The following is a 23,562-nucleotide window of genomic DNA, read 5'->3' as shown; positions in this document are numbered from 1 at the left end:
AAACAAACTCATATTGATGCTAAACGCAAAGGTTGTAATCTAAAGGCTATCTTGAAAAACAATATGAAAAATAAAAATAAGGGTAGAGACAGTTTTATCACAAAAATGCGTAGTCCGTATGAGCGAGTATTCTCTCAAACTAATCATCGAACAAGGTATAGGGGTGTTGCTAAAAATCAGTTTGCAATGTTTATGGAATCATTGGCGTTTAATCTTAAAAGAATGGTGATTTTAAATGAAGAGTATGGTTCTTAAGGGAGGGGTATTGTTTGTTTTTTGTTGATTTTAAGGGAAATTGACAAAAAATGGGAAGATAGCGGGGTTTAATGGGAGAAATATGAAAAAAAATAGGGAATAGCGGGGTTTGATGAGAAAAATATGAGAAAAATTGGGTTTTAGATTTTTTTAAAAAAATTTTTTTAAATTCAACGGTCTCTTAAGCGAGACAATCGTTATCAACAAGACAAAAAGCGCAAACTGTGTAAAAGACGCGCAGCGATTGAGCCGATTATCGGACATCTTAAATCAGATTTTAGACTCTCTAGAAACCTACTCAAAGGGCAAGTTGGTGATGAGATTAATGTTTTAATGGCTGCCTGTGCTTGGAATTTGAGAAAATGGCTGGTGATAGCCACTATTTTTTTGTTTTGGCAAAAACTGGGCTTATTTTTTGTAAAATACCTAAGGTTTTTTGTGGTGCTGGATAAAAAGCAGTTTTGTTGATTTAGATGGTTGGAAAAATGGGTGGTTTTGGTTTGGTTGGAGTGAGTTTTTAAGGGGCGACTAATTACTATTACCAGCAATTGTGGTTAAGTGCTTATTGGTTATTTTGTCTAAATCAATAAGTTTGGTGAATTTACGATAGAGGTGGTTGATTGGAACTAAGTCTTCTAGGTTGATGATTTCTGTTTGAGTGGTCATTATTTTTTTAAGTTATTGATATTAATAGTATTTTACTATAAATATGGTTGTTTTTTGGGTTTTTATTTTCAACAGTCCCTTGGGGTACAAGACCCCATTTGAGGTCTTTGCCAAGATAACTGGCAAGGACTATTTTTTAAATGGAAGTGTTGCACTTATGGGTTGAATTCGCCATCTTTAAGTTTGAGAACGCTTAAAATAACCATAACTATAGAAGGTATAATAAATAATGGAAAATTTATATCATATTTGGCTCACTTGTGTTATTTGCGCTGGTATTCTTTTTATGCTTTGCCTTGTTATTCCACCCAAGATAATCGGCAGAATTTTACCGTTTTTTACTGCATTTTGGCCAAGTAAGAATATTCAATTAGATTTCCAATCTATCGCCTATGTGGCACTACATAGAAATAGTATCAATCGAATGATTCATTATTCTATTTTTATAGACGCTTTTGCATGGTTATTAATTTTCAACAGTTTGTGGAGTGGATTTTTGTATATCGCTTTACTACTTTTTGTCATTCAAACTCTCCTTATTAAAGAAGTGAAATTTACAGTACTAGCCAACTTAGCATTGATAACAATATTGATGATTCTACTCACTTTTTTTACTCATAACTACATAGAATATTTAATGCTATGGACGATATCAAGTGCCATTTTGCGTGTAATTGGTCATTTTTTTGAGCCATTGCCACCATTTTTAATTGATAATAACGGTCAATTCTCACCTATGAATATCGCAACATTAAAAAAACTGGGTTTATTTAAAACAATCGCCTTGCTTCCCATTGGTTTTCTTGCAGAGTTCTTATCTGGACAACCACATCGACTATTTTTAGTGCAAATTAACGCAATAACAAGTAAGTTTTATCAGCACCAACATATTATGAATTGGAAAAATGTTGTTACAAGGGGGGGTGAATCCTACAAAGAAGGTATTAAACAAGAGCCAATATTCAAAGATTATTGTCGTTTTTTTGAAAAATAAAAATCAATTGTCCTGCCTCTTGATTGTTTTTTAATCACTACTGGGATTTTTACCGTTAACCCTGTCAGAATACATATTCCAGTTGTTAGACTTGGAATAGAATCAGCAGATACCTTGCTGAAAAATTATTGACTATTGGGTGTGATATATCTTGGATCAGATTGATCATATTTCTTAATTAGGGCTAGTTCAAATAAACTTATAAATGCTTAATTTTCTTTATTCAGTTTCTTAAATTCTTCGTCAATTTTATCTAATTCTTCATCGCCCCAATCTTCTTCATCTGTGGCTTCTTCCTTATCAGAAGTGGTTGAGTTAGCGTCAGCGTCTTTATCATCTGATGTTGGTGCTGAGCGTTTAAACATGGGTGCAAAAATCAACCCAGCCTCAAACAACAGCCACATTGGGACAGCAATTAAGGTTTGAGAGATAATATCAGGTGGCGTCAGTAGCATACCTAAAACAAAGGCGCCAATAACAATATAAGGACGATTTTTCTTAAGTTTCTCTACTGTTGTTACGCCGAATATAATTAGCAAGATAGTGGCAATAGGCACTTCAAATGCCACACCAAAAGCGAAAGATACTTTCAGTACAAAATCAAGATAATATTGAATATCGGGGGTGAAGTCTACAATGCTTGGACCGATGCTAGATAAGAAGCCAAAAATAACAGGAAAAACAATATAAAACGAAAACAACAAGCCCGCATAAAATAAGACCGTTGATGAAATTACCAATGGCAAAATCATTTGTTTTTCATGTTTATATAAGGCAGGTGCAATAAATGACCAAACTTGATAAAGCAGAAAGGGCATAGTAGCATAGACGGAAAAAATTAACGCCATTTTGAGCGGCGTTAAGAAAGGTGAGATTACTCCAATTGCAATAATATTGCTATCTGAGGGTAAGACATTGAGAATAGGCGCAGCAATAAAACTATAAACTTCGTTGGCAAAGGGAAAAATACCAGCAAATACCAGTAAAATTGCAATGACAGAATGTAGCAGTTTATCGCGTAATTCAACCAAGTGTTGAATAAAGGTCATGTCTTGTTTAATACGCTGTGTACTCATACTTATTTAGCTCAGACTATTTATCAATATCGCGTTTGATTTTGTTAAGGGATTCTTTAGTTTGATCAAAAATCTCAACAATATTAGCATCTTTATCTTCTAAGTTTAGATGCTCTTTGAGTTTATCAGCCTCAATTTCATCGCCAATATCTTCTTGGATTTTGGCAACAAACCTTTTGGCTTTGCCAATATAATGACCCGCAGTTTTGGCAATGGCGGGCATCCTTTCGGGGCCGACCACAATCAGTGTGATAATGCCAATTAAAGCGAATTCCCAAAAACCAATATCAAACATAGTGGCGTGTTATTTGGTCTCTTCTTCTTTGATAACTTTAGCGTCAATGACAGTGTCTTTATTGTCAATTTTGTCACTTTCACTTTCTTTCATTGATTTTTTAAAACCTTTGATAGCACCCCCTAAGTCGCCACCAATGTTTTTTAAGCGTTTGCCACCAAAAAGAAGTAGTACGATTACTAAAATAATAATCAGTTCAAACGGTCCTGGCATCATAATTTCTCCTTTGTTATTGATTCCTATTGGCTTTTTCTTTTAAACCCGATAAGCCAAATCGTTTTGATAATTCTTCTTCTATTTTAGCGATTTCAATGTCTTCGTGGCGTAATAATACTAAAGTGTGAAACCACAGGTCTGCCACTTCATAGATGATTTTTTCTTTTTCTCCATCTTTGGCTGCCATAATCACTTCGGCAGACTCTTCGCCAATCTTTTTTAAGATTTCATCTAAGCCTTTACTGTATAAAGATGCGACATAAGATTCATCGGCACCTGAGTGCTTACGCTGCTCCAATACTTTTTCTAATTGTTTTAAGATATCACTCATAAACATCATCCATAAATGGCTTTTGGGTCTTTTAATACTTTGCTAACATTTACCCAATTGTCTTTATCCAGTTTTTGAAAAAAACAAGATTTTCTACCAGTGTGGCAAGCGATACCGCCGATTTGTTTTACTTTGAGTAAAATCACATCACAATCACAATCTATATAAATAGCTTTAACAAATTGTGTGTGTCCTGATTCTTCGCCTTTAAACCACAGTTTTTTGCGTGAACGAGAATAGTAAACTGCTTGTTTTTTTTTAATCGTTAGCGATAGAGACTCTTGGTTCATCCATGCAAACATTAAGATTTCCTCCGTCTCAAAATCTTGAGCAATTGCTGGAATTAAACCCTTATCATCAAATCTAACTTGCTCTAATACTTTCATTAAAAATCTTATAAAATGATTAATTTTACCGCTAGTTTTGAATGAAATTATTTATTTTATGCTTCTTATTGATAGGCAGTGCTTTTTCTGATGTTGGCAACTTTATTTTAGATAGTGAAAAAACACTATATATTGTTGATGGCGATAGTATCAGTTTGCAAATGCGTATTAAAGGTATTGACACACCAGAAATTACACAAACTTGTGAGAAAACACAATACCAAACTATTGATTGTGGTCAATTATCCAAAGAGTACTTGAAAAGACTTTTAAGGGAAATACCTGGAAGATTGTTAATTACCCCTATCGAAATTGGGTACTATCATCGTGTTTTAGTGCGTGTCTATAAAGGAGATATTGATATCGGCAAGTCAATGGTTGAGTCGGGTATGGCGTATTCTTATAAAAATATCTATCGCAAAGAAGAAGAATTAGCCAAATCTAAAAAAGTAGGGTTTTGGGGTTTTTACAAGCCACCTATCAAGCCCCATAAGTATCGGAAAACAAATAAATATAGATAGATGTTATCTTAGCGTTACTAACTCCTCAGCACTAGTCGGGTGTATAGCGACTGTGTCGTCAAACTGCTTTTTAGTTGCCCCCATTTTGATGGCAACCGAAAAGCCTTGTAGCATTTCATCAGCACCGTGCCCCATAATATGACAGCCGATGATTTTTTCATCATCACCCACACACACTAATTTAAGTGCGGTGGTGGTTTTGTGATTAAGCAAAGCATCTGCCATTGGGGTGAATTCTGATTTATAAATTTTGATTTTATCAAATTTTTTATTGGCCTCAATTTCCGTGAGACCGATAGTACCAATGGGTGGGTGTGAAAAAACCACAGTGGCAATAGCACTATAATCTAAATGCCTATCGGTCATATTGTTATACAACCTATCAGACAACCTTCTACCTGCTGCGATAGCTACAGGTGTGAGCGGCGCTCTGCCGGTGGCATCACCGAGTGCAAAAATATTGTCCACATTAGTCACTTGAAATTTATCTGTTGGAATAAAACCGCGTTGGTTAGACTCAACACCAGCATTTTCTAAACCAAGATGTTGCGTCATTGGGTCTCTGCCAACTGCCCAAATAATTTGGTCAAAACCACCAAACTCACCGTGATTGGTAAATATCGTTTTATCGCTCGAAACCTTATCAATTGTAGTACCATGATGAAGGGTAATACCGTGCGCAGTATAGTCTTTATCCAAAGCTTCTTGAATCATGGGGTCAAAACCACGCAACAAGGTATCAGCTCTGCCGAAAATCTCAACTTCGCTACCGAGTGCATTCAATACGCCAGCCAGTTCAACGCCAATATAGCCACCACCAATAACCGCTACTTTTTTAGGTAATGCGTCTAATTCAAAAAAACCATCTGAAGTAATGCCGTATTCGGCACCTTTAATATTCGGCACAGATGGCTTGCCACCTGGAGAAAGCACGATATGCTCAGCGGTATACTCTTCACCATTGACAGACACTGTGTTTTTATTGACTAATTTTCCAAAGCCATGAATGTAATCAATACCTAATTTTTCTAAATAGCCGTCATACCAGTCGGTAATACCTTTGATATAGTTATCGCGACCTTGTTTGAGTTTTTTCCATGAGAAATTTTTCACCTCAATATTAAAACCAAACCCTTGTGCATTGTTAATCTGTGTGGCAGCATTGGCGGCAAACCACATCACTTTTTTAGGTACACAACCAACATTCACACAAGTGCCACCAATGGTTTTTGCCTCAATGATTAAGCATTTTTTGCCGTATTCGCTGGCGCGCTCAACAGCTGAAAGGCCACCAGAGCCTGCACCAATGGCAATCATATCGTATTGTTTTGTCATTTTTTTCTCCAATAAATAAAAAAAGTCTTACCCTTTAACTTTTAACTTAGGTTTAGTGTGCAATTGGTTTGCCAGTAAAAAAATAGCCTTTAAGTCCCTTGTTTTGACGACTAATTTATACAGAAATCTCTCATGTAATTGATGTAAATTCATCTTCGACGAATGGAGAAAAATCTTGGTGCCAATCGCAAGTAATTTCACATAATAGCCTTAGTTGTTCTGGCGCATTCTTATTAATTTGTTTGACTTTAATGTTAAAAGATTCTTTTGATAAATTAAATAATTTTTTAAAATCTTTGGCAAAATACTTAGGACAATATCCTGCAAATTCCACAGGGTCTTGGGTTCTAAGCATATGTGCATCTTCATCCTGTAAATTTTCTAAATCAGCGCAAAAAAATAATTTCTCACCTACTTTTAATTTTGCAATTCTGTCTTGAGTGTTTTGAGTTAAATGACTAACGCCTTGGGAAAAAAATTCTAAAATATATTGATTATTTTTTTTAACAGGCATAGGGAATAGGCATAAATTATCTGTTGCCTTAATCCCACCAGTTTTGGCTAATTCTTCAAAATCTAAGTTATTGGAATCAATATCAATATTTAGCCACTTTAAAAATTCTCCTCTATCTGGTCTAGATTTATCTAGAATTCTGTTTTTAAGTAGGGGAAAAATATCATTATAGCTATATTCTGCATAAAGATCGGGCATAGAGGGTAGCTCAAAAAATCCGTGTTCTTTTGCTTGCTCTGCACCTTTGACATAAATAAAAGTGTAAGCGTCATCGTGCTTTGAAAATCGACCAATTAAAAACCATTGACTGGTTTCAGTGTCTTGCCACGATAAAATTAATTCTTGATACATAATTTTTTTAGTTGTTTTTGATTTGCTTGTAAAAGTTTTGTTGTAAATTTTTTGTCTATATCGCTCATCCAGTTTTCGGGTAGTGATTCAAAGCATTTAGCTATATCTTGTTCTGATACTTGTTTAATTTTTTGAATCCAAAAACAAGATTCCTCAGGGTAGTGTTTGTGACAAAGTTCTGACAATTCATAAGTTTTTAGTATTTTACCGTCATTATTATACATCGCTGTTTTTGCTTTGCTTGAAAACGCCTCAACATTATAACCAGTATCTTTTGTATTCAAACGCTCTTGTTTTTCAGTGTCTCCAACTCTACAACCCATACTTGAGGCGTGATCAAAACTAGGTGCTAAAGAAAGCTCAGTACTTGATGCAACAAACCCCCAATTTTCATGGTGCCTATCTTGATTTCCAATCCAAACATCAAAAATAAGATAGCCAATAAATTGTTTAATTGACTTTTCTTTTAAAGGAGGAATTAATACTTTGATTAATGCTATTGACCGAGAAAATGTGTAATTTTCTTGCCTGTATGTTTTATCTGGATCGTAGTTTTTAATTAGTTGTGCTAAAAATTCATTGGCATTTATCAGCCTCTCTCCATCTTTTTTATTGATGAAGCTTTGACTAATAACGCCGTACTTTGTCGGAGACTCTTCTGGTAAAGAGCCTGGTTCATATTTAGCACAAGAAATACCTAATAAAGTTGCTAAGTGAAAGGCTACTATTTCAGCCCAATTTTCTCCTTTATGCTTGCCTATCTTGAATAATTTGTCTTGATTTTCATCAAACCAAAATTTTTCTTTAGTGCCCTGATGTTCGGTGCCTCGATTCTTTTTAGCTTGATCTTGAATGTCTTTATTTTTTTTAGGGGATTCTTGATTCATTTATAACCCTGCTCTTAAACTTGCCTCAATGACTAAGCATTTTTTACCATATTCTCTGGCGTACTCAACAACTGAGAGTTCACCAAAGCCCGCACCAATGATAATCATATCGTATTGTTTATTCCTCGTAAAAAAAAGACCTAATCGCTCCTTAGAATTTAATGCGCAATCGGTTTGTCAGTAAAAAGATAGTCTTTGAGTTCTTTATCAAAAGCCTTATTCTTGCATCTAATCCACTCTAATACCATTGCTGCGTGCTCTTTTCTTCATCACGATTATGTGCCAAAATAGCGGATAAATCATCATCTTGACACGCATCAATACGCTGATTATACCAATCAATTGCCTCTAATTCCTCTGTCAAAGACACAATTGCTTTGTGCATATCTTTGGTTTTCTGTGTTAGATTTTCCTCTTTTTCGTGATAACCTTCATTTGCCATGATTAACTCCTTGTTTATTTAAGGGTCATGTCAACTTAAGCGATTCTTTTCTGAACATTCCAAGCAATATTTTGCTTGCGATTATTGAATCTAAATTCGCATTCTTTAAGGTGCAAATTAAACACACTTTTATTCATTCCTTTAAACTTTACCAGTCTATTTTTAGCATAACCCCAAAATGATTCAATGCCATTAATATGAGAGTTGCCTCTGGCAAATTCATTCTTACTATGATGCACTCTAAAATGCTTTTTATAGCCAAAATCTACAAGCCCATTATACCCACGCCATCCATCTGAATGAATAACACTTTCTACACTAGTCTTACCCTTGATAATCCTTTGTAGAGTAGCACTCTTACAATCTGGGACGATTTCAGTATAAACCTTGCCTCCTCGTTTTAATAAGCCAAACACTATCGTTTTACCCCTGGCGCCTCGGTCGCGTTTTCCGCGGACGCGCTGGGCGCCAAAATAAGATTCGTCAACTTCAATCTGCCCCACTAGTGGGGCAGATTGAAGTTGAGATAACTCTAAAATTCTAAGTCTAATAGCGCTCAAATATTTGTTAATTGTTTATCTGTTTAATTTTGTTAAATGAGATATTTGAGTTGCACTCAAATCCTCAGAAAATAACAAAATTATTTGTCTAAATTTAGCCTCTGAAATACGAGAACGAGTTACCTACTTGTTTTTTACTTTCATGACGATGTTTTAACAGGTTTTTAAACATACTTAAGTTGTCATGACCCAATATTTATTAAGGTGTTTAATATAGTCTTTTTCAATCCAATTAGTGTCACCTGCAATTACATTATCTGCATGAAAAGTCGGGATTTGGTTGCGAATGCTTAAATAATGGTTGGTCATTATCAATGGCTGTAACAAATCATCAATATGAGATGCATTTTTTAGGACAAAACCTTTACCTAAATCACTGCTATTCATATTAGAAGTTGTTACAATCATAAATTTATCAGCTGGAACTTGACCACCTTCGCCGTATTCATCGGTAATAACAAAAGTTTTTTCATACAGTAAAACCTCATCAAGCCATTTAACCAATGGAGCGGGCATATTGAACCACATAATTGGCATAATGTAAATAATGGCATCTGCCCATAAAAGCTTGTCTAGCTCTCTATCCATATCTAGTGTTTCTTTGGTTACATCTGAGATTTTTACTTTATGACCTTTTTTACTCAAAGTTTTATCAGTTAAATAACTTAAGAACCCGTTAAGCTGCCCTTTGGCATCAAAAATCGAATATCCTGCTGTAATTAATAATATGTTCATATTTTTCCCCTATGGATTAATAAAATCAATTTCAATGATTAAATTTTCCGGACCTTTTACAAATACTTGTTGTGTATTTGAATCGGGTACAAAATTTTCGTTAAAAGAAATTTTTAAGTTGGTTATATGTTGGATAAAATCTGAATAATCATTCCTAGAAAAAGCAATATGATCAAGCAGGTTATTATTATTGTTAGTTTTTGATGAAAAGCCATTAAAATTCGCCTCTTCAGCAAAAATATGAATGATTGCATTATGCTTATTTTGTGGTAAATATAGCCAATATCCAGAGAAAGTGAACGGTGGTCTAAAGCCTTTCATTAAACCGATTATTTCTATGAAAAAAGTGGCAATAGTGTCAATATTTTTACACCTTAGACCGATATGATTAAACTCTATATTCATTATTTCTATATTTCAAATAGGATACTTTTCAAGCTACGACGAGTTTTTGTCAGTTTAGCGTTGTAGTCTTCGGTGTGTCGATAGCCTATTGCTAGCGCTACTTCGCATTGATAACCACCCAGTTCTTGTTTAAATTCTTGATTGACCAAGTCAGTATCTATCCCTTCTATCGGCGTTGAATCAATTCTTAAACGAGCTAGAGTGTGTAGTGTGTTACCCAGTGCTAAATATAGTTGTGCCTTTGTCCAAGGGGCGGTGTTGCCATTTTTATCGGTGTTGAGTTCAGCGAAGAAAAACCCACCAAAGGCATCTTCCCTGTCTTCAGGTTTGGTTCTACCATCTTCAATGCCTTTGTCCACCACTTCGGCGTAATCTTCACGAGTATATTTGGGATTATGGGCGAATAAAATGATTGCTGAACTCTCGTGAACATGCGGTTCATTAAATTCAAATTTACGGGCAAATGTTTGACTCATGCGCATTCTTGCTGCTTTGCTTTTTATCACTACAAAGCGCCAAGGCTGTGAATTAATAGATGAGGCAGACAAACGCATTGTCTTATAAATTATCTCCCAATTTTCTTCAGACACTTGTTGAGTGGCATCATATTTTTTGGTTGAATGTCGCCAGTTTAAATCTTTAATAATTTGATGAGTCATTATTTTTCCCTCTTTATTTTCTCGGCCCAGCAATGACAGATAGTGTTGTTTTGGCAATCGTATGTTGGTTAATAAAAAATCTAACTAAAGCTGAAGTAGCACCTGCTGGCGGGGTTAATTTATCTGTATCTAAAGCGTGCAGGGTAAATACATAGTTGTGAGTTCTGCCTACGGGAGGGCAGGGGCCAAAATAACCTGGTTTTCCCATATCTGTATTGGCATCAACTGCTCCTTGCGGTAAAGTGTTTGGATTGATGTTTTTTGTGTCTGCGGGAATATTGTAAGCTGTCCAATGCCAAAATCCGCTACCCGTTGGCGCATCTTTGTCATAAAAGGTAATTGCCAAACTTTTGGTGTCTTTAGGTACGCCACTCCAAGATAAATCAGGTCGTTCATTTTTTCCTGTGCAGCCAAAATTGTTCCAGTATTGATTGGCAGTTATGGTTTTTTCTGTTTTTATGTCTTTACTAAATAATGTAAAGTTTTTAGAGCTTGGATATTTATTTAATTGCTGCATTAAAGTTTGATTGTCTTCAAGATGCCAATTACTTTTTATCTTGCCATTTTCAATGGTGTACATATCTACGGCGCTAAATTCAATTTTTTGCCCTTTGCCAGCAGTGTTATAAAATTTACCCGTAAAATGTCCTTTAAATTTTAGCCGTAAAATTACTTTATCTTCCACAACAAACATCTCCTCAATATTTGCGGTCAAATCGGGTACAACGCTACGAAACCATTTTGAGGTATCTAATGGACCTTGTTTGCCTTGTTTTCTGCCTTTAGGAAGGTTAAGGTCTATGAAGTCATTTGCCAGCGCTTGTTTTGCGAATTTTTCTTCACCAGTATTCCAAAAAGCTGCATATCGTTTAGCTGCTAATATCATTTTATCTGCTTGTTTGGTTGCAATGCTTTGATCGATATTCACTTGTTTAGCTTCTGGCAATTGATAAGCGTAAACTGTGTTTACAAAGGCAAGTAATAAAGTGATATTGATAAAGTTAATTATTTTTTTCATTTTGTCTATTCCTGTTATTGAGTTAAAAAAGAATGATAGAATAACAATATATTTTTGTCAAGTAGGCACATAATTGGCATATAGTATACTTTATTATACTAAAGGAGTAAAAAAATGGAAAATAAAAGAGGAGCGAATTGCCCCGTAGAATTAACCCTTAGTTTAATCGGTGGTAAATGGAAGGGAATTATTTTGTATCATTTGATTGAGGATAAAAAAAGATTTGGTGAATTGAGAAAATTTATGCCAAATATTACCCAAAGAATGCTCACTAAACAACTCAGAGAGCTTGAAAGCGATGGATTGGTTCATCGAAAGGTGTATAGAGTGGTGCCACCTAAGGTTGAGTACAGTCTTACGGAACAGGGAAAATCACTTAAAAATACGATTTTATCGTTAGAAAAATGGGGTAAAAATTATCAAAAACAAAGAAAGTTATAACCCCGCTTTTAAACTTGCCTCAATAAATTTATCTAAGTTGCCATCTAAGACATCTTGAGTGTTAGATGATTCAACCCCTGTGCGTAAGTCCTTAATGCGAGATTGGTCCAATACATAAGAACGAATTTGATGACCCCAGCCAATGTCAGATTTTCCGTCTTCAGTTTCTTGGTTTTCACTGTTGCGTTTTTGCATTTCTAATTCATACAGTTTGGATTTGAGTTGTTTCATCGCTTGGTCTTTATTGGCATGTTGACTACGCCCATCTTGACATTGCACCACGGTGCTGGTCGGTAAGTGTGTGATGCGAACAGCAGAGTCGGTTTTATTCACATGTTGTCCACCTGCGCCACTGGCTCGGTAGGTATCAATACGAATCTCACTCTTGTTGATTTCAATATCGATATTGTCATCAATCTCAGGGGATACGAACACTGAGCAAAAAGAGGTATGGCGTTTTCCATTAGCATTGAAGGGGGATTTTCTAACCAAACGATGGATGCCGATTTCGCTTCTGAGCCAACCAAAGGCATATTCACCTTCAAAATGAATAGTGGCAGATTTAATGCCAGCAACCTCACCTGCTGAGGCTTCCATTAATTTGACTTTGAAGTTGTGTTTTTCACCCCAACGCAGATACATGCGCAACACCATTTCTGCCCAATCTTGTGCTTCAGTCCCACCTGAGCCAGATTGAATATCTAAGTAAGCGTGGTTTATATCCAATTTGCCACTGAACATTCTTTGAAACTCTAACCTTGCAATAGAAATTTCAATTGTCTCCAAATCAGCAATTACACTGTTAGCGGTATCTTCATCACTTTCAGATTGCGCCATATCTAAGAGTTCTTTGGCATCTGCTAAAATCGCATTTGCGTTATCAAAAGTCTGGCAAATGGATTCTAAGATTGATTTTTCCTTGCCCAAAGCTTGTGCGGTTTCTGGGTTAGACCAAATATCTGGATTTTCCATTTCCAATAACACTTCCTCTAAGCGACCTTGTTTTTCTTCTAAATTTAGGTGTATGGATAAAGCAGACGAACGCTGAGTTAGATCGTCAATTTTTTGATAAGTGGGTGAGAGTTCCATAAGCAAGCATTTTACGCACTAACAGATATAAAAAAAGCCCCACAAAGAAGGGGCTTTTTTTATTTAAGGCACGAAATTACTTTCTAAGACCTAAACGAGAAATTAAATTTGAATAAGCACTTGTATCGTTACTTCTAAGATAAGCCAATAACTTCTTACGCTGAGAAACTAAGCGTAATAAACCTCTTCTTGAGTGATGGTCTTTTTTATGTGTTTTAAAGTGACCGGTTAAGTGTTGGATGCGTGCAGTTAATAGTGCAACTTGTACATTGGTTGAACCAGTGTCGCCTTCAGAAGACTGGTACTGTTTAATGATTGCTTGTGTATCAATTGACATAAGTGTTATGCTCTAAAAAATATAAAAGGGATAATTATACTCGGATTTTGCTAATTTTGCAACATTTTGTAGAGTAAATCTTTGAGTAACAAACGCTCTTTTTTCAAGTTTTCAAGATAAACATCACCTAGATTTTCAATACCTTGCTCGCCGCGAACAATTGCTTTATCAATACCTTCGTATTCAAAAGCTAACTTTCTAAAATGATTGTTATTAACTTTTAGTTCGTGAATTTTCTCTTTGTGTTCAGGAAATTCTTTAATGAGTGGGTGATGTTCCATGATGCTTTATCCTAATTAAGTTCAAGGGATAAAATTATACACTTGTTTTGCTATTAACCCGACAGTTAACAATGTAATTTTAGTAAAAGGAGGCCTTGCCTTCTGGGCGGGTTTTAAAACGACGATGAATCCATAGATACTGCTCAGGCGCTTTGAGAATTTGTATCTGTAATATTTGATTGTTGGTGGTGGCATTTTGTAAGGCATCTGATGATGGGTAATCGCTAAGCGCTCGGTAAAATTCTAATTCATAACCTGATTTATTGCGTGAGAAAGATAACGGAATGACGACAGTATTATCAATTTTTGCCAGTTTTGCAGTGGCATTAATGGTTGCAGTTTGTACGCCAAAAAATGGTGCAAAAGTAGAATGTTTGGCGCCAAGGTCTTGGTCAGGTGCATACCAAATTGGTAAGCCAGATTTAAGCGTTGTGATAAGCGTTCTTGAATCTTTGGCTTTGATCATGGTTGAACCATGCCTCATAAATTGTTTGGTCATTTCTGCGTCAAATAGTGCATTGTTTTGTGGGCGGTAGACATCGGCAAATTTAAAATTTTGTAGTAGCATTCTGCCGCCAAGCATCATAGTGGTGAAGTGTCCGACCAGTAAAATTACATTTTTTTTCTGGTCTAAGGCGTCTTGTAAGATTTGTGTATTTTTGATGTGATAGCGCTTTTTAAGGGCAGCATTCCCCATATAAAAACAGTTTGCTGATTCAAAAAAAGCAATACCCAGCGATGTAAAATGCTGTTTAACCAGCTGTTTAACTTGTGATTTGTTTCTATCAGGAAAGCATTTTCTGATATTAATAAAGGCAATTTTTTTGAAGCGGGGTAGTATCAGATAGAGTAGCTTGCCAAAAACAGTGCCGATAGCGACTTGCACAGTAAATGGCAATTTAGCACCCAGCTTCATTAGTAGAATGAGAATCCAAGTTGGGATAAATTTAGGATGATAAAAATTTTGTTTTTTCATTAAAATACAATTCTTAAGTATGCCTTATATTAGTCAAAATTTTATTAATGACCTGCCCAATCAAATTGATATTGTTGATTTGATTGCCAAACGCATTGTGCTTAAAAAAACAGGAGATGGTTATCGTGGAGCTTGCCCTTTCCATGGTGGTAAAAATTCTAATTTTTCTGTTAGCGCTCAAAAGCAATTTTATCACTGTTTTAAGTGCGGTGAGAGTGGTGGTGCTATTAATTTTGTGCAAAAGTACGATAATTTAAGTTTTGTTGAAGCGGTTGAAACAATCGCCAATGAATTTGGGCTTGCTATTGAATACGACAAAAGCAGTAAGCCAGTTGACCCTAAGCTTGAACGATATCGCGACTTATCGAAAAAAGTTAGTGATTTTTATAGGCAACAACTTAAAGTTTCACCTGCCAAAGACAAGGCAGCCTCTTATGCAAAAAATCGAGGCATCAGTGATGAGATTGCCAAGCGTTTTGAGTTGGGTTTTGCCACACCTGGTAACAATGATTTGTTGCTTAATTTTGAAAAAACAGAGCAATCAATTACTGATTTAAAGGCTTTGGGTTTGGTTAAAACAGGCGAATATGGTGATTATGATTTTTTCCGTGATCGTTTAATATTTCCTATTCATAATAGCAAGGGCAGTGTCATTGCTTTTGGTGGCAGGGTGTTTGATAATACTGCTAAAGCCAAATACCTTAATTCGCAAGAAAGTCCAATTTTTTCTAAATCTCGAGAGCTTTACGGGCTGTATCATGCACGCAAATACTCGCGTAAGATGGATTATATTTTGGTGGTTGAAGGGTATATGGATGTGGTGGCACTACACCAATCTGGTATTACTAAAGTAGTAGCAACATTGGGCACAGCAACCACCACTGAGCATTTGAAAACATTAGCGCGAACCACCAATACGATTGTATTTTGTTTTGATGGCGACGATGCAGGTCGTGCAGCTGCATGGAAGGCATTAAAGATTACCTTGCCAGTGGTTAAATCTGGATTGTTGGTTAAGTTTTTATTCCTGCCTGATGGTGAAGACCCTGATACTTTGGTTAAAAAAGAATCTGCTAAAGCATTTGAGCAGCGCATTAATAAAGCAAAGATGTTGTCAAAGTTTTTGTTTGACCATGTGAAGACACAAGTGGAATTTGATACTATTGAAGGAAAAACCCTATTCTTAGAAAAAGTCTCAGCATTAATTGCTTTAGTGACTTATGATGCGTATCAAGAGCAGTTACTTGAAGGCATTTCACAAGTTGTAGGGCAAAGCATTGAACAGGTTAAAAGTGTCTTTATTAAGCAAGCAAAAAAAGTGCAAACACAGCAAATTCAGGCGCAACAAATACAGACGCAAGTGCAGGTACCATCTAATATGGAATACGAGGATGCGATGCCATCTTTTATAAATGATGATTACGAGCATCGTTATGAGTCAAGCCCTACACCACGAGAAAATAATTCCGTTAAAGTATTGATGGGAAGAATGATCAGTTTGCTGCTTAATTACCCATTATTAGCCGATGAAAATGGTGTTGCTGAAGAGAGGATACGAAAGATTGAAAAATCAGAAGTTTTGTTAAAGTTAGTACGCGAAGCAGAGGTAGAAGATGAGATTACTAAAGAACAGTTGATTCATCTTTTTAAAGCCAAGCCAGGTATCCAACAGCGCTTACAAGAGTTGAGCGTGTTGGAGCCATATTTGAGTGAAGTTCAAGCTAAAGATGAGTTTTTATCTGCATTAACTAAAATTGAAAAACATCAATCCATTAGCAAGGTAAAAGGAAAAATAGCAAGTGCAAATACTGAGCAAGAGCAACGAAAAGTGATGGAAGGTATTCAAAAAAATAAATCTTAAAGGCTACCAGAGGCACCCTTAAATAAACTGAAATTATTTTTTCGCCAACAATTTAACAGATTGGTCGCTACTTAAGATATTCTCCATTGCTTCTTTAAACACAATAGCTGCAGAGTTTGAGCCTTCGCAACTAATCTTACTATAAGGTTTATAATAAGCGTAACATTTTTTTGGATAGTCTAATCTAACTGCCATAACATATTTTGGCTTTTTAGCGGGTACAAATCCAGTGAAGAAAGTCCGTTTTGCGCCATTCTTGCTGTAACGACCATTGATGACCATTTCTGCGGTGCCAGTCTTTCCTGCTACACTGTAACCTTTGATTTGTGCACGATATCCAGAGCCTTTTAGTGATACAACCGCATCTAAGAGTTCGGCAATTCTGTGCGTTGCTTGTTTGCTGAAAACTTGTTTTTTTTGTTCATTTGTAGCAATACCATTGATAAGTTTCAGCGGTGGTATAGCGCCATCATTTGCAAATACTAAGTATGCTCTGGCGAGTTGTGCCAAATTGGTTTGCATTGGGCCGTAACCAAAAGACAAAGAGCGTTTATCTGCTTTTGACCAATCACTATAATGTTTAAGTAGCCCAGAGTTTTCGATGCTAGGAATAAGTCCGAGCGGACGACCAAAACCTAATTTACGCCAAGTGTCATATAATTCTTCTTTTTTTAACCTTTCTGCTACATTGAGTGTGCCTAAGTTATGTGATCTTTGCAAAATCTTTTTAACGCTCATATATTTATATTTTTTATCGGGTTTAAGGTGTCCGATGCGTTTAGTCACATCAATTAGTTCATCATCTTTAGCGGTAATTTTTTTCTTTTCAAGTGCTAAGAGCATGGTAAATGGTTTGATGGTTGAGCCTGGCTCAAGTTTATCTGAGAGCACACGATTACGGTAATGTTTTGGGTTGTAGAGTGCTTTGTTATTCGGGTCAGCAGCAGGGTAGTTGACCATTGCTAAAATTTCACCATTGGGTTTTAGAATGATGGCTGAGCCAGAGCTGGCTTCGAGTTTTTTAACAGATTTTTTAATAGCAACATAGGCGTGGAATTGCACATTAGTATCAATCGTTAATTGTATATCTTGACCGTGCTTAAGTGTTTTATGTACTATCGGGTTGAAATAAGTCCCTTGAGAATCTGGGTCAAAACTCAAATGTGTAAGGCTGTTTTGCCCAGCAAGTATCGATTCAAATTCACCTTCAATGCCAGAGACTCCTTTTTTGTCATGATTGATGCGACCAATAAGTGGTGCTAATGCTGCGGATTTTGGATAATATCTATGCGTGTCTGTTTGGAATCGAACGCCTTTTATTCGTTCGCTTTTGCATACTTTAACCTTACTATAAGTTGGTTTATCTGCTTTTAACTTGGTGAGTATTAACACCTTATCAAACAAATTTATTTTGTTTTTTTTGCGTTTCATTTTGCAGATTTTTAACTTAATTTTTCTTAGTGCTTCTATATTTTCAAGAATTGGGTTGGTAAGCCTAAGGTTTCGTTTAATAATTAGATTTTTTCTACCTGCATGTTTGCTAAGTTTTTTTTTAATTGCTTTTTCCAATTTTTTCTCTGGCATCATTAAAGCTTGTGCAAGTTTTGGAATAAAAGCTTTTTGAATTTGTGTTGAATCTAGGTTTATTTTTTTCAAAATCAAATTACTAGCAAGCACATCGCCATTCCTATCTAGAATATCACCTCGGCGTGCTTTTATGCTGGAAGTAATTTCTGTTTGTTTTCTGGCTTTTTCTTGAATGCCAACGCCACCAACATCTATTTGATAAATATTGATAATTCGAAAAAAGAAAATAACACCAAGACTGGCAAAAATACTTTGAACGACCAATTGACGGCGTGAATAATTTTGTGATTTTTGAAACAATCCTATTTTGAATAGCCTCATAATATGAGTTCCCTGATTTTGTCAGGTCGTTTCATTTGTAATGTTTTTAAAGCTTCTTCTTTAATGGACTTACCACTGATTTGTGATGAATGTTCAGTCAGTAATTGTTTGTGTAATGCTATGATTTTTTGATTTTCTTTTTGTACTTTTTGTACTTTTTTGTACAGTAAGTAATTTTGATTGTGCCACAAAATTGTATAGAAAGATAATATAACAATAATAACGCTAAGTATTGTGTTAATAAAGGTTGTATTAAGTGACTTATTCAACATCCTTCGTGGTGCGCTGTGCGATTCTTAATATCGCACTTCTTGAGCGCTTATTATTGTTAAGCTCTTCTTTACTGGCAAAACTTTTACCTAAATCTTGTAACAGCGTTTGTTCTACGTCACTATCCATAATCGGCAAACCTTTGGGTAATTGTTTTTGTTTTGAGTGTTGTTGGATAAATTGTTTGACAATGCGGTCTTCAATTGAGTGAAAACTAATGACACATAGACGACCTTCTGGTGCTAATAAATTGATTGTCTGCTTAAGTGTCTCAGACAGTTGTGTGAGTTCCTGATTGATAAAAATACGCATCGCCTGAAAAGTGCGTGTGGCAGGATGTTTGTTTTTCTTTGTTTTTACCACACTGGCAACAATATTTGCTAATTGCAATGTGGTTTTAATGGGTTGTTCCTGCTGAAATCTTTTAATCGCACTGGCAATGTGTCGGCTTTTTCTTTCTTCACCAAATTCGTAAATCACATTAGCAATTTCAACTTCATCAGCACTTACCAGCCACTGTGCCACACTAATGCCACTGCTTTGGTTCATACGCATATCTAGTGGACCCTCAGTATTAAAACTAAAGCCGCGCTCGGCATTATCCAATTGTGGCGATGAAACACCAAGATCCATGAAGATGCCATCAATTTTTCCAAGCAATTCTTCTTCAGAAAGAATCTGATGCATATTGACAAAAGGGCTGTGAATAAGTCTTAGGCGTGAATCGTTAAACTGTTGATTGGCATACTCAATGGCAGTAATATCTTGGTCAAAGGCAATTAGCTTCCCTTGGTCACCCAGTTTTTCTAAAATACCAAGTGCATGTCCGCCACGACCAAAAGTGGCGTCAATATAGACACCGTTACTTTTTAGTTTTAACCCAATAATAGATTCATCAAACATCACTGATTGATGATGATGAGAACTCATAATGTCAATTCGGAAATACTACTTGGAATGTCTTCTTTCTCGCTTAATATATCAAGGTTGGCAAGTTGCTTATGCCAAGTATGCTCATCCCAAATTTCAAAGTTATTTCCTTGTCCACTCATTATAATTTTTTTATCAATATTAGCGTATTCTCTAAGTGTGACAGAAATTAGCACGCGTGATGCACTATCCAATTCACAATCTGTTGCATGACCAATTAGTTTGCGTTTGAGGCGTTTTGTGTGAATATTCAGCGAAGGTAGGGCGCTAACTTTTTCTTCAAGTGTTTGCCAATCTTTTAAGGGGTAGAGTAACAAACAAGGGTCATCTGGATGAATACTGAGCACCATTTTTCCCTCACAAATTTTATTGATTTGCACTTGATGGCGTGTTGGAATTTTTAGTCTTCCTTTGGCATCAATAGTTAAATTGTGCACGCCACGAAACATTAGTTATTTTGTAGATATTTTTGATAAGTTGCCATTGCACCAAGAACCAGTACAACAAGAATAATGATCATAAAAGGTTTAAAGTTATTGATTTGTGCTTGTTGTGCACCTATAAGTGCCAATACACTGAGTGAAGTTGTTGATAAAAGTCCACCAACAATAAGTTTTCTTGTGCGCATTTTTTTCCATCACCATTTAGTAAGTTAAATACATTTTATACCACTTTATACCACTTTTGAACACTTTAATCGTTGGTATTCCTGAACATCAACTGTGTTAAGTATTATTTGATATAATAAAGTTCATGATGCAATTAATTTACCAATTACGAGGTTTGATTACCACCTTTTTTTATCGCTGGGTTATACGCCCTTTGGTTTTTTTGTGGGAAGCGGAAAAGGCACACAACAAACTCAAACAATTCGGTCTGATTTTTGCTTCTAATAGGTTCGGAAGAAGATTGTTGAAAATCTTGTTTTACTATAAGCACAGCAGTTTAAACACCATGGTTGATGGTATTAACTATGATAACCCAATTGGACTTTCGGCAGGTTTTGATAAGGATGGTGAATTAACAGATGCTTACCCACTTATTGGTTTTGGTTTTGCAGAATTAGGTTCTTTTACTGGAGATGTGTGTCCAGGCAATCCAGGTGTTGGCAGGCGTTTATTTCGTTTGATTAAATCTAAGTCAATCTTGGTGTGGTATGGATTAAATAATCAAGGCGCAGAAGCGATTGCCAAAAGATTGCAGGGTAAAGAGTTTAATATTCCAATTGGTATTAATACTGCAAAAACCAATAATTCAGTCAATTTTGTTTTGCAAATTTCGATTGATGATTATTTAAAAACAGTTAATGAATTTAGCAATATTGGCCATTATTACACGATTAATATTTCTTGTCCAAATACGCAAGATGGCGAGCCTTTTGTTAATCGGGAAAACTTAGAAGCATTACTTAGTGCGTTGGACGAGGTTAAACAAGAAAATAAACCTCTTTATATAAAAATAGCAGCAGATTTAGCAACCGATGAGGTTGATACGATTGTTGATACTTGTTTGCAACATAAAGTGGATGGGTTGGTGCTTACCAATCTAGCCAAACCATCAATGAGCAATGAGTATCTTAAAGAAGAATTAACTTTTGATAAAGGCGCACTTAGTGGATTGCCTGTGCAACGACTTTCAACCAATGTAGTGCGTCATGTTTATCAGAGAACGCGTGGAAAAATCACCATTATTGGTGTGGGCGGTGTATTTAACGCAGACGATGCTTACGAAAAAATTACCTCTGGTGCTAATTTGATTGAGATGGTGACAGGCATGATTTTTGAAGGTCCTCAGGTTATTGGTGAAATTAATCGTGGTTTGGTTAAGTTGCTTAAAAAAGATGGGTTTTCATCTATTGAAGAGGCGGTCGGCTCACGCAATCCACTTAAACAAGTATAATCAATGCTTCTTTTCTTGGGGGCAGGGCGCTCTTAACTATATTTTTTATAAATTATGAGTTCAAAATTACACCAAGCAGCATTAGATTATCATCAGGGTAAACGCCCTGGAAAATTGATCGTTTCTTCGCACAAGCCCCTAGAAACCCGTGAAGATTTATCGTTGGCTTACACACCAGGTGTGGCAGCCCCCGTTAGAGAAATTGCTAATAATCCAGCATTGGTTGATAACTATACGATTAAAAATAATCTGGTAGCAGTCATTTCAGATGGTTCTGCGGTTTTAGGTTTGGGCAATGTTGGGCCTTTGGCATCAAAACCAGTGATGGAGGGCAAGGCAGTTCTGTTTAAAAAATTTGCTGATATTGATGTGTTTGATATTGAAGTTGACACGCAAGATGTTGATGAGTTTGTGCAAACGGTAAAAAATATTGCACCTACTTTTGGTGGTATTAATTTAGAAGATATTTCTGCACCGCGCTGTTTTGAAATTGAACAACGATTAATTGAGACACTGGATATTCCAGTTTTCCATGATGACCAGCATGGCACAGCAATTATTATTGCTGCTGGGCTTTTAAATGCCTTAGAAATTCAAGGAAAAATACCAGAAAACGCTACACTAACTTGCTTGGGTGCAGGTGCAGCAGGCATTGCTACATTAGACTTATTATGTGAATTAGGCTTTCAAAAAACCAATATTTTACTGGTGGACTCCAAAGGCGTGATTAACAATCAGCGAGAAGATTTAACCAAAGAAAAGCTGGGTTATGTAAGTACAACTAACAAGCAAACTTTGGCAGATGCAATGCAAGATTGCGATGTATTTGTGGGCGTGGCATCAGCCAATTTAGTTTCTAAGGGCATGGTGAAATCAATGGCAGATAATCCGATTGTATTTGCCTTGTCAAACCCCGACCCTGAAATCTCACCTGCAGATGCTAATTCAGTGCGTGATGATTTGATTATGGCGACAGGGAGAAGCGATTACCCCAATCAAGTGAACAATGTTCTAGGTTTTCCTTTTATTTTTAGGGGTGCGCTAGATGCTAAAGCCAGCACAATTAATATTGAGATGAAAATTGCTGCTGTATATGCACTAAAAGATTTAGCAAAACTTGAAGTGCCCGCTGAAGTTCTTAAAGCTTATAATGCCGATGCAATGAGTTTTAGTAAGGGTTATATTATTCCAAAACCTTTTGATAAAAGACTGATTGATGTAGTACCAAAAGCAGTATTCAATGCGGCAGTTGCAAGTGGTGTTTCACGTCTTTGATATTCGTCTTTTCTTATTTTACGGTGTTATTTTTATAAAATATTTAGTCGCCCCTTAAAAACTCACTCCAACCAAACCAACCCCCCCATTTTTCCAACCATCTAAATCAACAAAACTGCTTTTTATCCAGCACCACAAAAAACCTTAGGTATTTTACAAAAAATAAGCCCAGTTTTTGCCAAAACAAAAAAATAGTGGCTATCACCAGCCATTTTCTCAAATTCCAAGCACAGGCAGCCATTAAAACATTAATCTCATCACCAACTTGCCCTTTGAGTAGGTTTCTAGAGAGTCTAAAATCTGATTTAAGATGTCCGATAATCGGCTCAATCGCTGCGCGTCTTTTACACAGTTTGCGCTTTTTGTCTTGTTGATAACGATTGTCTCGCTTAAGGGCTTTTTTAGGCAAAAGCAAACCTACCATCAGCCTGATGGGTTTTGAGGGTCTGCCATTGTTTTGAGAGTAATGTTGCTCAAAGGCATCATCGAAGACTGTCCAATTGATAGTGTTGGCTAGTTGTATTAAAGGGTCTTTGACATCTAATTGAGAAAAGAGCTCTGAATGAAAAAGATTTGATTGGGTGGATATTGGGCTGGATTTAGTTAACATTTTTTTAAGCAAAACGACCAAGAAATAAGAGGTATTTTA

At 36.0% G+C, this 23,562-nt stretch carries 31 protein-coding genes and 3 pseudogenes; 8 read left to right on the top strand and 26 right to left on the bottom strand.

What is annotated here, in order from left to right; genetic code table 11:
• The coding region (locus BHECKSOX2_RS08905) for a transposase (RefSeq protein ID WP_483444638.1) at nt 1-255 on the top strand (255 nt) is incomplete at its 5' end.
• Between the two features lie 228 nt (nt 256-483).
• Nucleotides 484-723 (top strand): annotated as a pseudogene (locus BHECKSOX2_RS10350) (transposase); the annotation flags it as partial.
• Between the two features lie 60 nt (nt 724-783).
• Here the strand turns inward: BHECKSOX2_RS10350 and BHECKSOX2_RS08895 are convergent.
• Nucleotides 784-921, bottom strand: coding sequence for a hypothetical protein (locus tag BHECKSOX2_RS08895; protein ID WP_180323739.1), 138 nt, complete (start codon nt 919-921; stop codon nt 784-786).
• 229 nt (nt 922-1,150) lie between these two features.
• Here BHECKSOX2_RS08895 and BHECKSOX2_RS08890 point away from each other — a divergent pair, with 229 nt between their 5' ends.
• Entirely contained in the window at nt 1,151-1,915 is a 765-nt protein-coding gene (locus BHECKSOX2_RS08890) for a hypothetical protein (protein WP_139683284.1), read from the top strand.
• Between the two features lie 209 nt (nt 1,916-2,124).
• Here BHECKSOX2_RS08890 and tatC read toward each other — a convergent pair whose 3' ends face one another.
• Genes tatC through hisI form a run of 5 tightly spaced genes read right to left on the bottom strand, consistent with a single transcriptional unit; the run spans nt 2,125 to nt 4,219 of the window.
• On the bottom strand, nt 2,125-2,991 hold the full coding sequence (gene tatC / locus BHECKSOX2_RS08885) for a twin-arginine translocase subunit TatC (RefSeq protein ID WP_090714547.1): 867 nt from the start codon (nt 2,989-2,991) through the stop codon (nt 2,125-2,127).
• A 16-nt stretch (nt 2,992-3,007) separates the two neighbouring features.
• Nucleotides 3,008-3,286 carry a Sec-independent protein translocase protein TatB gene (gene tatB, locus BHECKSOX2_RS08880; RefSeq protein WP_090714550.1) on the bottom strand — a complete coding sequence of 93 codons (279 nt, stop codon included), beginning with the start codon at nt 3,284-3,286 and terminating at the stop codon, nt 3,008-3,010.
• 9 nt (nt 3,287-3,295) lie between these two features.
• On the bottom strand, nt 3,296-3,502 hold the full coding sequence (gene tatA, locus BHECKSOX2_RS08875) for a twin-arginine translocase TatA/TatE family subunit (protein WP_180323738.1): 207 nt from the start codon (nt 3,500-3,502) through the stop codon (nt 3,296-3,298).
• 13 nt (nt 3,503-3,515) lie between these two features.
• On the bottom strand, nt 3,516-3,833 hold the full coding sequence (locus tag BHECKSOX2_RS08870) for a phosphoribosyl-ATP diphosphatase (protein WP_139683283.1): 318 nt from the start codon (nt 3,831-3,833) through the stop codon (nt 3,516-3,518).
• A gap of 5 nt (nt 3,834-3,838) precedes the next feature.
• A complete protein-coding gene (hisI, locus tag BHECKSOX2_RS08865) occupies nt 3,839-4,219 on the bottom strand; it encodes a phosphoribosyl-AMP cyclohydrolase (protein ID WP_139683282.1) in 381 nt (126 codons plus the stop codon).
• A gap of 41 nt (nt 4,220-4,260) precedes the next feature.
• Here hisI and BHECKSOX2_RS08860 point away from each other — a divergent pair, with 41 nt between their 5' ends.
• The gene (locus BHECKSOX2_RS08860; RefSeq protein ID WP_139683281.1) at nt 4,261-4,740 is read left to right on the top strand and encodes a thermonuclease family protein; all 480 of its coding nucleotides are present in this window, start codon (nt 4,261-4,263) and stop codon (nt 4,738-4,740) included.
• A gap of 3 nt (nt 4,741-4,743) precedes the next feature.
• On the opposite strand, the gene gorA is transcribed toward BHECKSOX2_RS08860, so the two are convergent.
• From gorA to BHECKSOX2_RS10345, 10 genes and pseudogenes are all read right to left on the bottom strand, one after another.
• Entirely contained in the window at nt 4,744-6,075 is a 1,332-nt protein-coding gene (gene gorA, locus BHECKSOX2_RS08855; RefSeq protein ID WP_139683280.1) for a glutathione-disulfide reductase, read from the bottom strand.
• Between the two features lie 130 nt (nt 6,076-6,205).
• Nucleotides 6,206-6,940 carry an HIRAN domain-containing protein gene (locus BHECKSOX2_RS08850; protein WP_139683279.1) on the bottom strand — a complete coding sequence of 245 codons (735 nt, stop codon included), beginning with the start codon at nt 6,938-6,940 and terminating at the stop codon, nt 6,206-6,208.
• Nucleotides 6,925-7,827, bottom strand: a complete 903-nt coding sequence (locus BHECKSOX2_RS08845) for a HipA domain-containing protein (protein WP_139683278.1) — start codon at nt 7,825-7,827, stop codon at nt 6,925-6,927. The genes BHECKSOX2_RS08850 and BHECKSOX2_RS08845 overlap by 16 nt, the downstream gene beginning before the upstream one ends.
• The gene (locus tag BHECKSOX2_RS08840; RefSeq protein ID WP_180323737.1) at nt 7,828-7,935 is read right to left on the bottom strand and encodes an NAD(P)/FAD-dependent oxidoreductase; all 108 of its coding nucleotides are present in this window, start codon (nt 7,933-7,935) and stop codon (nt 7,828-7,830) included.
• Nucleotides 7,936-7,985: 50 nt separating this feature from the next.
• Nucleotides 7,986-8,269, bottom strand: a pseudogene (locus tag BHECKSOX2_RS08835) (ferritin family protein).
• Between the two features lie 35 nt (nt 8,270-8,304).
• Nucleotides 8,305-8,937, bottom strand: a pseudogene (locus tag BHECKSOX2_RS08830) (IS1595 family transposase).
• Nucleotides 8,938-9,003: 66 nt separating this feature from the next.
• Nucleotides 9,004-9,564, bottom strand: a complete 561-nt coding sequence (locus tag BHECKSOX2_RS08825) for an NAD(P)H-dependent oxidoreductase (protein ID WP_139683277.1) — start codon at nt 9,562-9,564, stop codon at nt 9,004-9,006.
• Between the two features lie 9 nt (nt 9,565-9,573).
• Complete coding sequence (locus BHECKSOX2_RS08820) at nt 9,574-9,969, bottom strand: VOC family protein (protein WP_090715784.1); 396 nt, start codon at nt 9,967-9,969, stop codon at nt 9,574-9,576.
• Between the two features lie 5 nt (nt 9,970-9,974).
• Nucleotides 9,975-10,628, bottom strand: a complete 654-nt coding sequence (locus BHECKSOX2_RS08815; RefSeq protein WP_139683276.1) for a nitroreductase family protein — start codon at nt 10,626-10,628, stop codon at nt 9,975-9,977.
• A 13-nt stretch (nt 10,629-10,641) separates the two neighbouring features.
• On the bottom strand, nt 10,642-11,646 hold the full coding sequence (locus tag BHECKSOX2_RS10345; RefSeq protein ID WP_245391367.1) for a YbhB/YbcL family Raf kinase inhibitor-like protein: 1,005 nt from the start codon (nt 11,644-11,646) through the stop codon (nt 10,642-10,644).
• A gap of 114 nt (nt 11,647-11,760) precedes the next feature.
• On the opposite strand from BHECKSOX2_RS10345, the gene BHECKSOX2_RS08800 reads away from it, so the two are divergent.
• Nucleotides 11,761-12,087 (top strand): winged helix-turn-helix transcriptional regulator, encoded by a 327-nt coding sequence (locus tag BHECKSOX2_RS08800; RefSeq protein ID WP_090715789.1) that lies wholly within the window; start codon nt 11,761-11,763, stop codon nt 12,085-12,087.
• Here BHECKSOX2_RS08800 and prfB read toward each other — a convergent pair.
• From prfB to BHECKSOX2_RS08780, 4 genes are all read right to left on the bottom strand, one after another.
• On the bottom strand, nt 12,082-13,176 hold the full coding sequence (prfB, locus tag BHECKSOX2_RS08795; RefSeq protein WP_139683275.1) for a peptide chain release factor 2: 1,095 nt from the start codon (nt 13,174-13,176) through the stop codon (nt 12,082-12,084). The genes BHECKSOX2_RS08800 and prfB overlap by 6 nt on opposite strands.
• 76 nt (nt 13,177-13,252) lie before the next feature.
• Entirely contained in the window at nt 13,253-13,513 is a 261-nt protein-coding gene (rpsO, locus tag BHECKSOX2_RS08790) for a 30S ribosomal protein S15 (protein ID WP_090715795.1), read from the bottom strand.
• A gap of 50 nt (nt 13,514-13,563) precedes the next feature.
• Nucleotides 13,564-13,794, bottom strand: a complete 231-nt coding sequence (locus BHECKSOX2_RS08785; RefSeq protein WP_090715797.1) for an HP1242/YdcH family protein — start codon at nt 13,792-13,794, stop codon at nt 13,564-13,566.
• Nucleotides 13,795-13,873: 79 nt separating this feature from the next.
• A complete protein-coding gene (locus BHECKSOX2_RS08780; protein WP_139683274.1) occupies nt 13,874-14,770 on the bottom strand; it encodes an LpxL/LpxP family acyltransferase in 897 nt (298 codons plus the stop codon).
• A gap of 19 nt (nt 14,771-14,789) precedes the next feature.
• Here BHECKSOX2_RS08780 and dnaG point away from each other — a divergent pair, with 19 nt between their 5' ends.
• Nucleotides 14,790-16,631, top strand: a complete 1,842-nt coding sequence (gene dnaG / locus BHECKSOX2_RS08775) for a DNA primase (RefSeq protein WP_139683273.1) — start codon at nt 14,790-14,792, stop codon at nt 16,629-16,631.
• Between the two features lie 33 nt (nt 16,632-16,664).
• Here dnaG and BHECKSOX2_RS08770 read toward each other — a convergent pair whose 3' ends face one another.
• From BHECKSOX2_RS08770 to BHECKSOX2_RS08750, 5 genes are read right to left on the bottom strand one after another with little or no spacing between them, the layout of a single operon-like run.
• On the bottom strand, nt 16,665-18,539 hold the full coding sequence (locus BHECKSOX2_RS08770; RefSeq protein ID WP_139683272.1) for a peptidoglycan D,D-transpeptidase FtsI family protein: 1,875 nt from the start codon (nt 18,537-18,539) through the stop codon (nt 16,665-16,667).
• Nucleotides 18,536-18,811 (bottom strand): cell division protein FtsL, encoded by a 276-nt coding sequence (locus tag BHECKSOX2_RS10650; protein WP_139683271.1) that lies wholly within the window; start codon nt 18,809-18,811, stop codon nt 18,536-18,538. Before BHECKSOX2_RS10650 ends, BHECKSOX2_RS08770 begins: the two co-directional genes overlap by 4 nt.
• Nucleotides 18,801-19,739 carry a 16S rRNA (cytosine(1402)-N(4))-methyltransferase RsmH gene (gene rsmH / locus BHECKSOX2_RS08760; RefSeq protein ID WP_139683270.1) on the bottom strand — a complete coding sequence of 313 codons (939 nt, stop codon included), beginning with the start codon at nt 19,737-19,739 and terminating at the stop codon, nt 18,801-18,803. Before rsmH ends, BHECKSOX2_RS10650 begins: the two co-directional genes overlap by 11 nt.
• Nucleotides 19,736-20,176 (bottom strand): division/cell wall cluster transcriptional repressor MraZ, encoded by a 441-nt coding sequence (mraZ, locus tag BHECKSOX2_RS08755; protein WP_245391366.1) that lies wholly within the window; start codon nt 20,174-20,176, stop codon nt 19,736-19,738. The genes rsmH and mraZ overlap by 4 nt, the downstream gene beginning before the upstream one ends.
• Before the next feature lie 11 nt (nt 20,177-20,187).
• Nucleotides 20,188-20,367, bottom strand: coding sequence for a hypothetical protein (locus BHECKSOX2_RS08750; protein ID WP_139683268.1), 180 nt, complete (start codon nt 20,365-20,367; stop codon nt 20,188-20,190).
• Nucleotides 20,368-20,492: 125 nt separating this feature from the next.
• Here BHECKSOX2_RS08750 and BHECKSOX2_RS08745 point away from each other — a divergent pair, with 125 nt between their 5' ends.
• Together BHECKSOX2_RS08745 and BHECKSOX2_RS08740 are read left to right on the top strand one after the other, a co-directional pair.
• Nucleotides 20,493-21,638 (top strand): quinone-dependent dihydroorotate dehydrogenase, encoded by a 1,146-nt coding sequence (locus BHECKSOX2_RS08745; RefSeq protein ID WP_245391365.1) that lies wholly within the window; start codon nt 20,493-20,495, stop codon nt 21,636-21,638.
• Between the two features lie 54 nt (nt 21,639-21,692).
• The gene (locus BHECKSOX2_RS08740; RefSeq protein ID WP_139683267.1) at nt 21,693-22,913 is read left to right on the top strand and encodes a malic enzyme-like NAD(P)-binding protein; all 1,221 of its coding nucleotides are present in this window, start codon (nt 21,693-21,695) and stop codon (nt 22,911-22,913) included.
• A 106-nt stretch (nt 22,914-23,019) separates the two neighbouring features.
• Here BHECKSOX2_RS08740 and BHECKSOX2_RS10715 read toward each other — a convergent pair whose 3' ends face one another.
• Nucleotides 23,020-23,523 carry a transposase gene (locus BHECKSOX2_RS10715; RefSeq protein WP_483444637.1) on the bottom strand — a complete coding sequence of 168 codons (504 nt, stop codon included), beginning with the start codon at nt 23,521-23,523 and terminating at the stop codon, nt 23,020-23,022.
• Nucleotides 23,524-23,562 lie beyond the last annotated feature (39 nt).

This window comes from thiotrophic endosymbiont of Bathymodiolus puteoserpentis (Logatchev), from assembly GCF_900127505.1.
In the GTDB taxonomy this organism is placed as follows: Bacteria; Pseudomonadota; Gammaproteobacteria; order PS1; family Pseudothioglobaceae; genus Thiodubiliella.
The sequence above is the reverse complement of the archived record's forward strand: the minus strand, read 5'-3'. Positions and strand labels throughout refer to the sequence as shown.

Coding starts and splice junctions, on each gene's coding strand:
- BHECKSOX2_RS08870 (WP_139683283.1), bottom strand. CDS start 3,833: ATGAGTGATATCTTAAAACAATTAGAAAAAGTATTGGAGCAGCGTAAG.
- tatA (WP_180323738.1), bottom strand. CDS start 3,502: ATGATGCCAGGACCGTTTGAACTGATTATTATTTTAGTAATCGTACTA.
- BHECKSOX2_RS10715 (WP_483444637.1), bottom strand. CDS start 23,523: ATGTTAACTAAATCCAGCCCAATATCCACCCAATCAAATCTTTTTCAT.
- BHECKSOX2_RS08820 (WP_090715784.1), bottom strand. CDS start 9,969: ATGAATATAGAGTTTAATCATATCGGTCTAAGGTGTAAAAATATTGAC.
- BHECKSOX2_RS08800 (WP_090715789.1), top strand. CDS start 11,761: ATGGAAAATAAAAGAGGAGCGAATTGCCCCGTAGAATTAACCCTTAGT.
- BHECKSOX2_RS08785 (WP_090715797.1), bottom strand. CDS start 13,794: ATGGAACATCACCCACTCATTAAAGAATTTCCTGAACACAAAGAGAAA.
- BHECKSOX2_RS10345 (WP_245391367.1), bottom strand. CDS start 11,646: ATGAAAAAAATAATTAACTTTATCAATATCACTTTATTACTTGCCTTT.
- BHECKSOX2_RS08745 (WP_245391365.1), top strand. CDS start 20,493: ATGATGCAATTAATTTACCAATTACGAGGTTTGATTACCACCTTTTTT.
- BHECKSOX2_RS08895 (WP_180323739.1), bottom strand. CDS start 921: ATGACCACTCAAACAGAAATCATCAACCTAGAAGACTTAGTTCCAATC.
- dnaG (WP_139683273.1), top strand. CDS start 14,790: ATGCCTTATATTAGTCAAAATTTTATTAATGACCTGCCCAATCAAATT.
- BHECKSOX2_RS08770 (WP_139683272.1), bottom strand. CDS start 18,539: ATGAGGCTATTCAAAATAGGATTGTTTCAAAAATCACAAAATTATTCA.
- rpsO (WP_090715795.1), bottom strand. CDS start 13,513: ATGTCAATTGATACACAAGCAATCATTAAACAGTACCAGTCTTCTGAA.
- BHECKSOX2_RS08850 (WP_139683279.1), bottom strand. CDS start 6,940: ATGTATCAAGAATTAATTTTATCGTGGCAAGACACTGAAACCAGTCAA.
- BHECKSOX2_RS08780 (WP_139683274.1), bottom strand. CDS start 14,770: ATGAAAAAACAAAATTTTTATCATCCTAAATTTATCCCAACTTGGATT.
- hisI (WP_139683282.1), bottom strand. CDS start 4,219: ATGAAAGTATTAGAGCAAGTTAGATTTGATGATAAGGGTTTAATTCCA.
- prfB (WP_139683275.1), bottom strand. CDS start 13,176: ATGGAACTCTCACCCACTTATCAAAAAATTGACGATCTAACTCAGCGT.
- BHECKSOX2_RS08825 (WP_139683277.1), bottom strand. CDS start 9,564: ATGAACATATTATTAATTACAGCAGGATATTCGATTTTTGATGCCAAA.
- tatC (WP_090714547.1), bottom strand. CDS start 2,991: ATGAGTACACAGCGTATTAAACAAGACATGACCTTTATTCAACACTTG.
- BHECKSOX2_RS08840 (WP_180323737.1), bottom strand. CDS start 7,935: ATGATTATCATTGGTGCGGGCTTTGGTGAACTCTCAGTTGTTGAGTAC.
- BHECKSOX2_RS10650 (WP_139683271.1), bottom strand. CDS start 18,811: ATGTTGAATAAGTCACTTAATACAACCTTTATTAACACAATACTTAGC.
- gorA (WP_139683280.1), bottom strand. CDS start 6,075: ATGACAAAACAATACGATATGATTGCCATTGGTGCAGGCTCTGGTGGC.
- BHECKSOX2_RS08750 (WP_139683268.1), bottom strand. CDS start 20,367: ATGCGCACAAGAAAACTTATTGTTGGTGGACTTTTATCAACAACTTCA.
- BHECKSOX2_RS08815 (WP_139683276.1), bottom strand. CDS start 10,628: ATGACTCATCAAATTATTAAAGATTTAAACTGGCGACATTCAACCAAA.
- rsmH (WP_139683270.1), bottom strand. CDS start 19,739: ATGAGTTCTCATCATCATCAATCAGTGATGTTTGATGAATCTATTATT.
- tatB (WP_090714550.1), bottom strand. CDS start 3,286: ATGTTTGATATTGGTTTTTGGGAATTCGCTTTAATTGGCATTATCACA.
- BHECKSOX2_RS08860 (WP_139683281.1), top strand. CDS start 4,261: ATGAAATTATTTATTTTATGCTTCTTATTGATAGGCAGTGCTTTTTCT.
- BHECKSOX2_RS08740 (WP_139683267.1), top strand. CDS start 21,693: ATGAGTTCAAAATTACACCAAGCAGCATTAGATTATCATCAGGGTAAA.
- BHECKSOX2_RS08845 (WP_139683278.1), bottom strand. CDS start 7,827: ATGAATCAAGAATCCCCTAAAAAAAATAAAGACATTCAAGATCAAGCT.
- BHECKSOX2_RS08890 (WP_139683284.1), top strand. CDS start 1,151: ATGGAAAATTTATATCATATTTGGCTCACTTGTGTTATTTGCGCTGGT.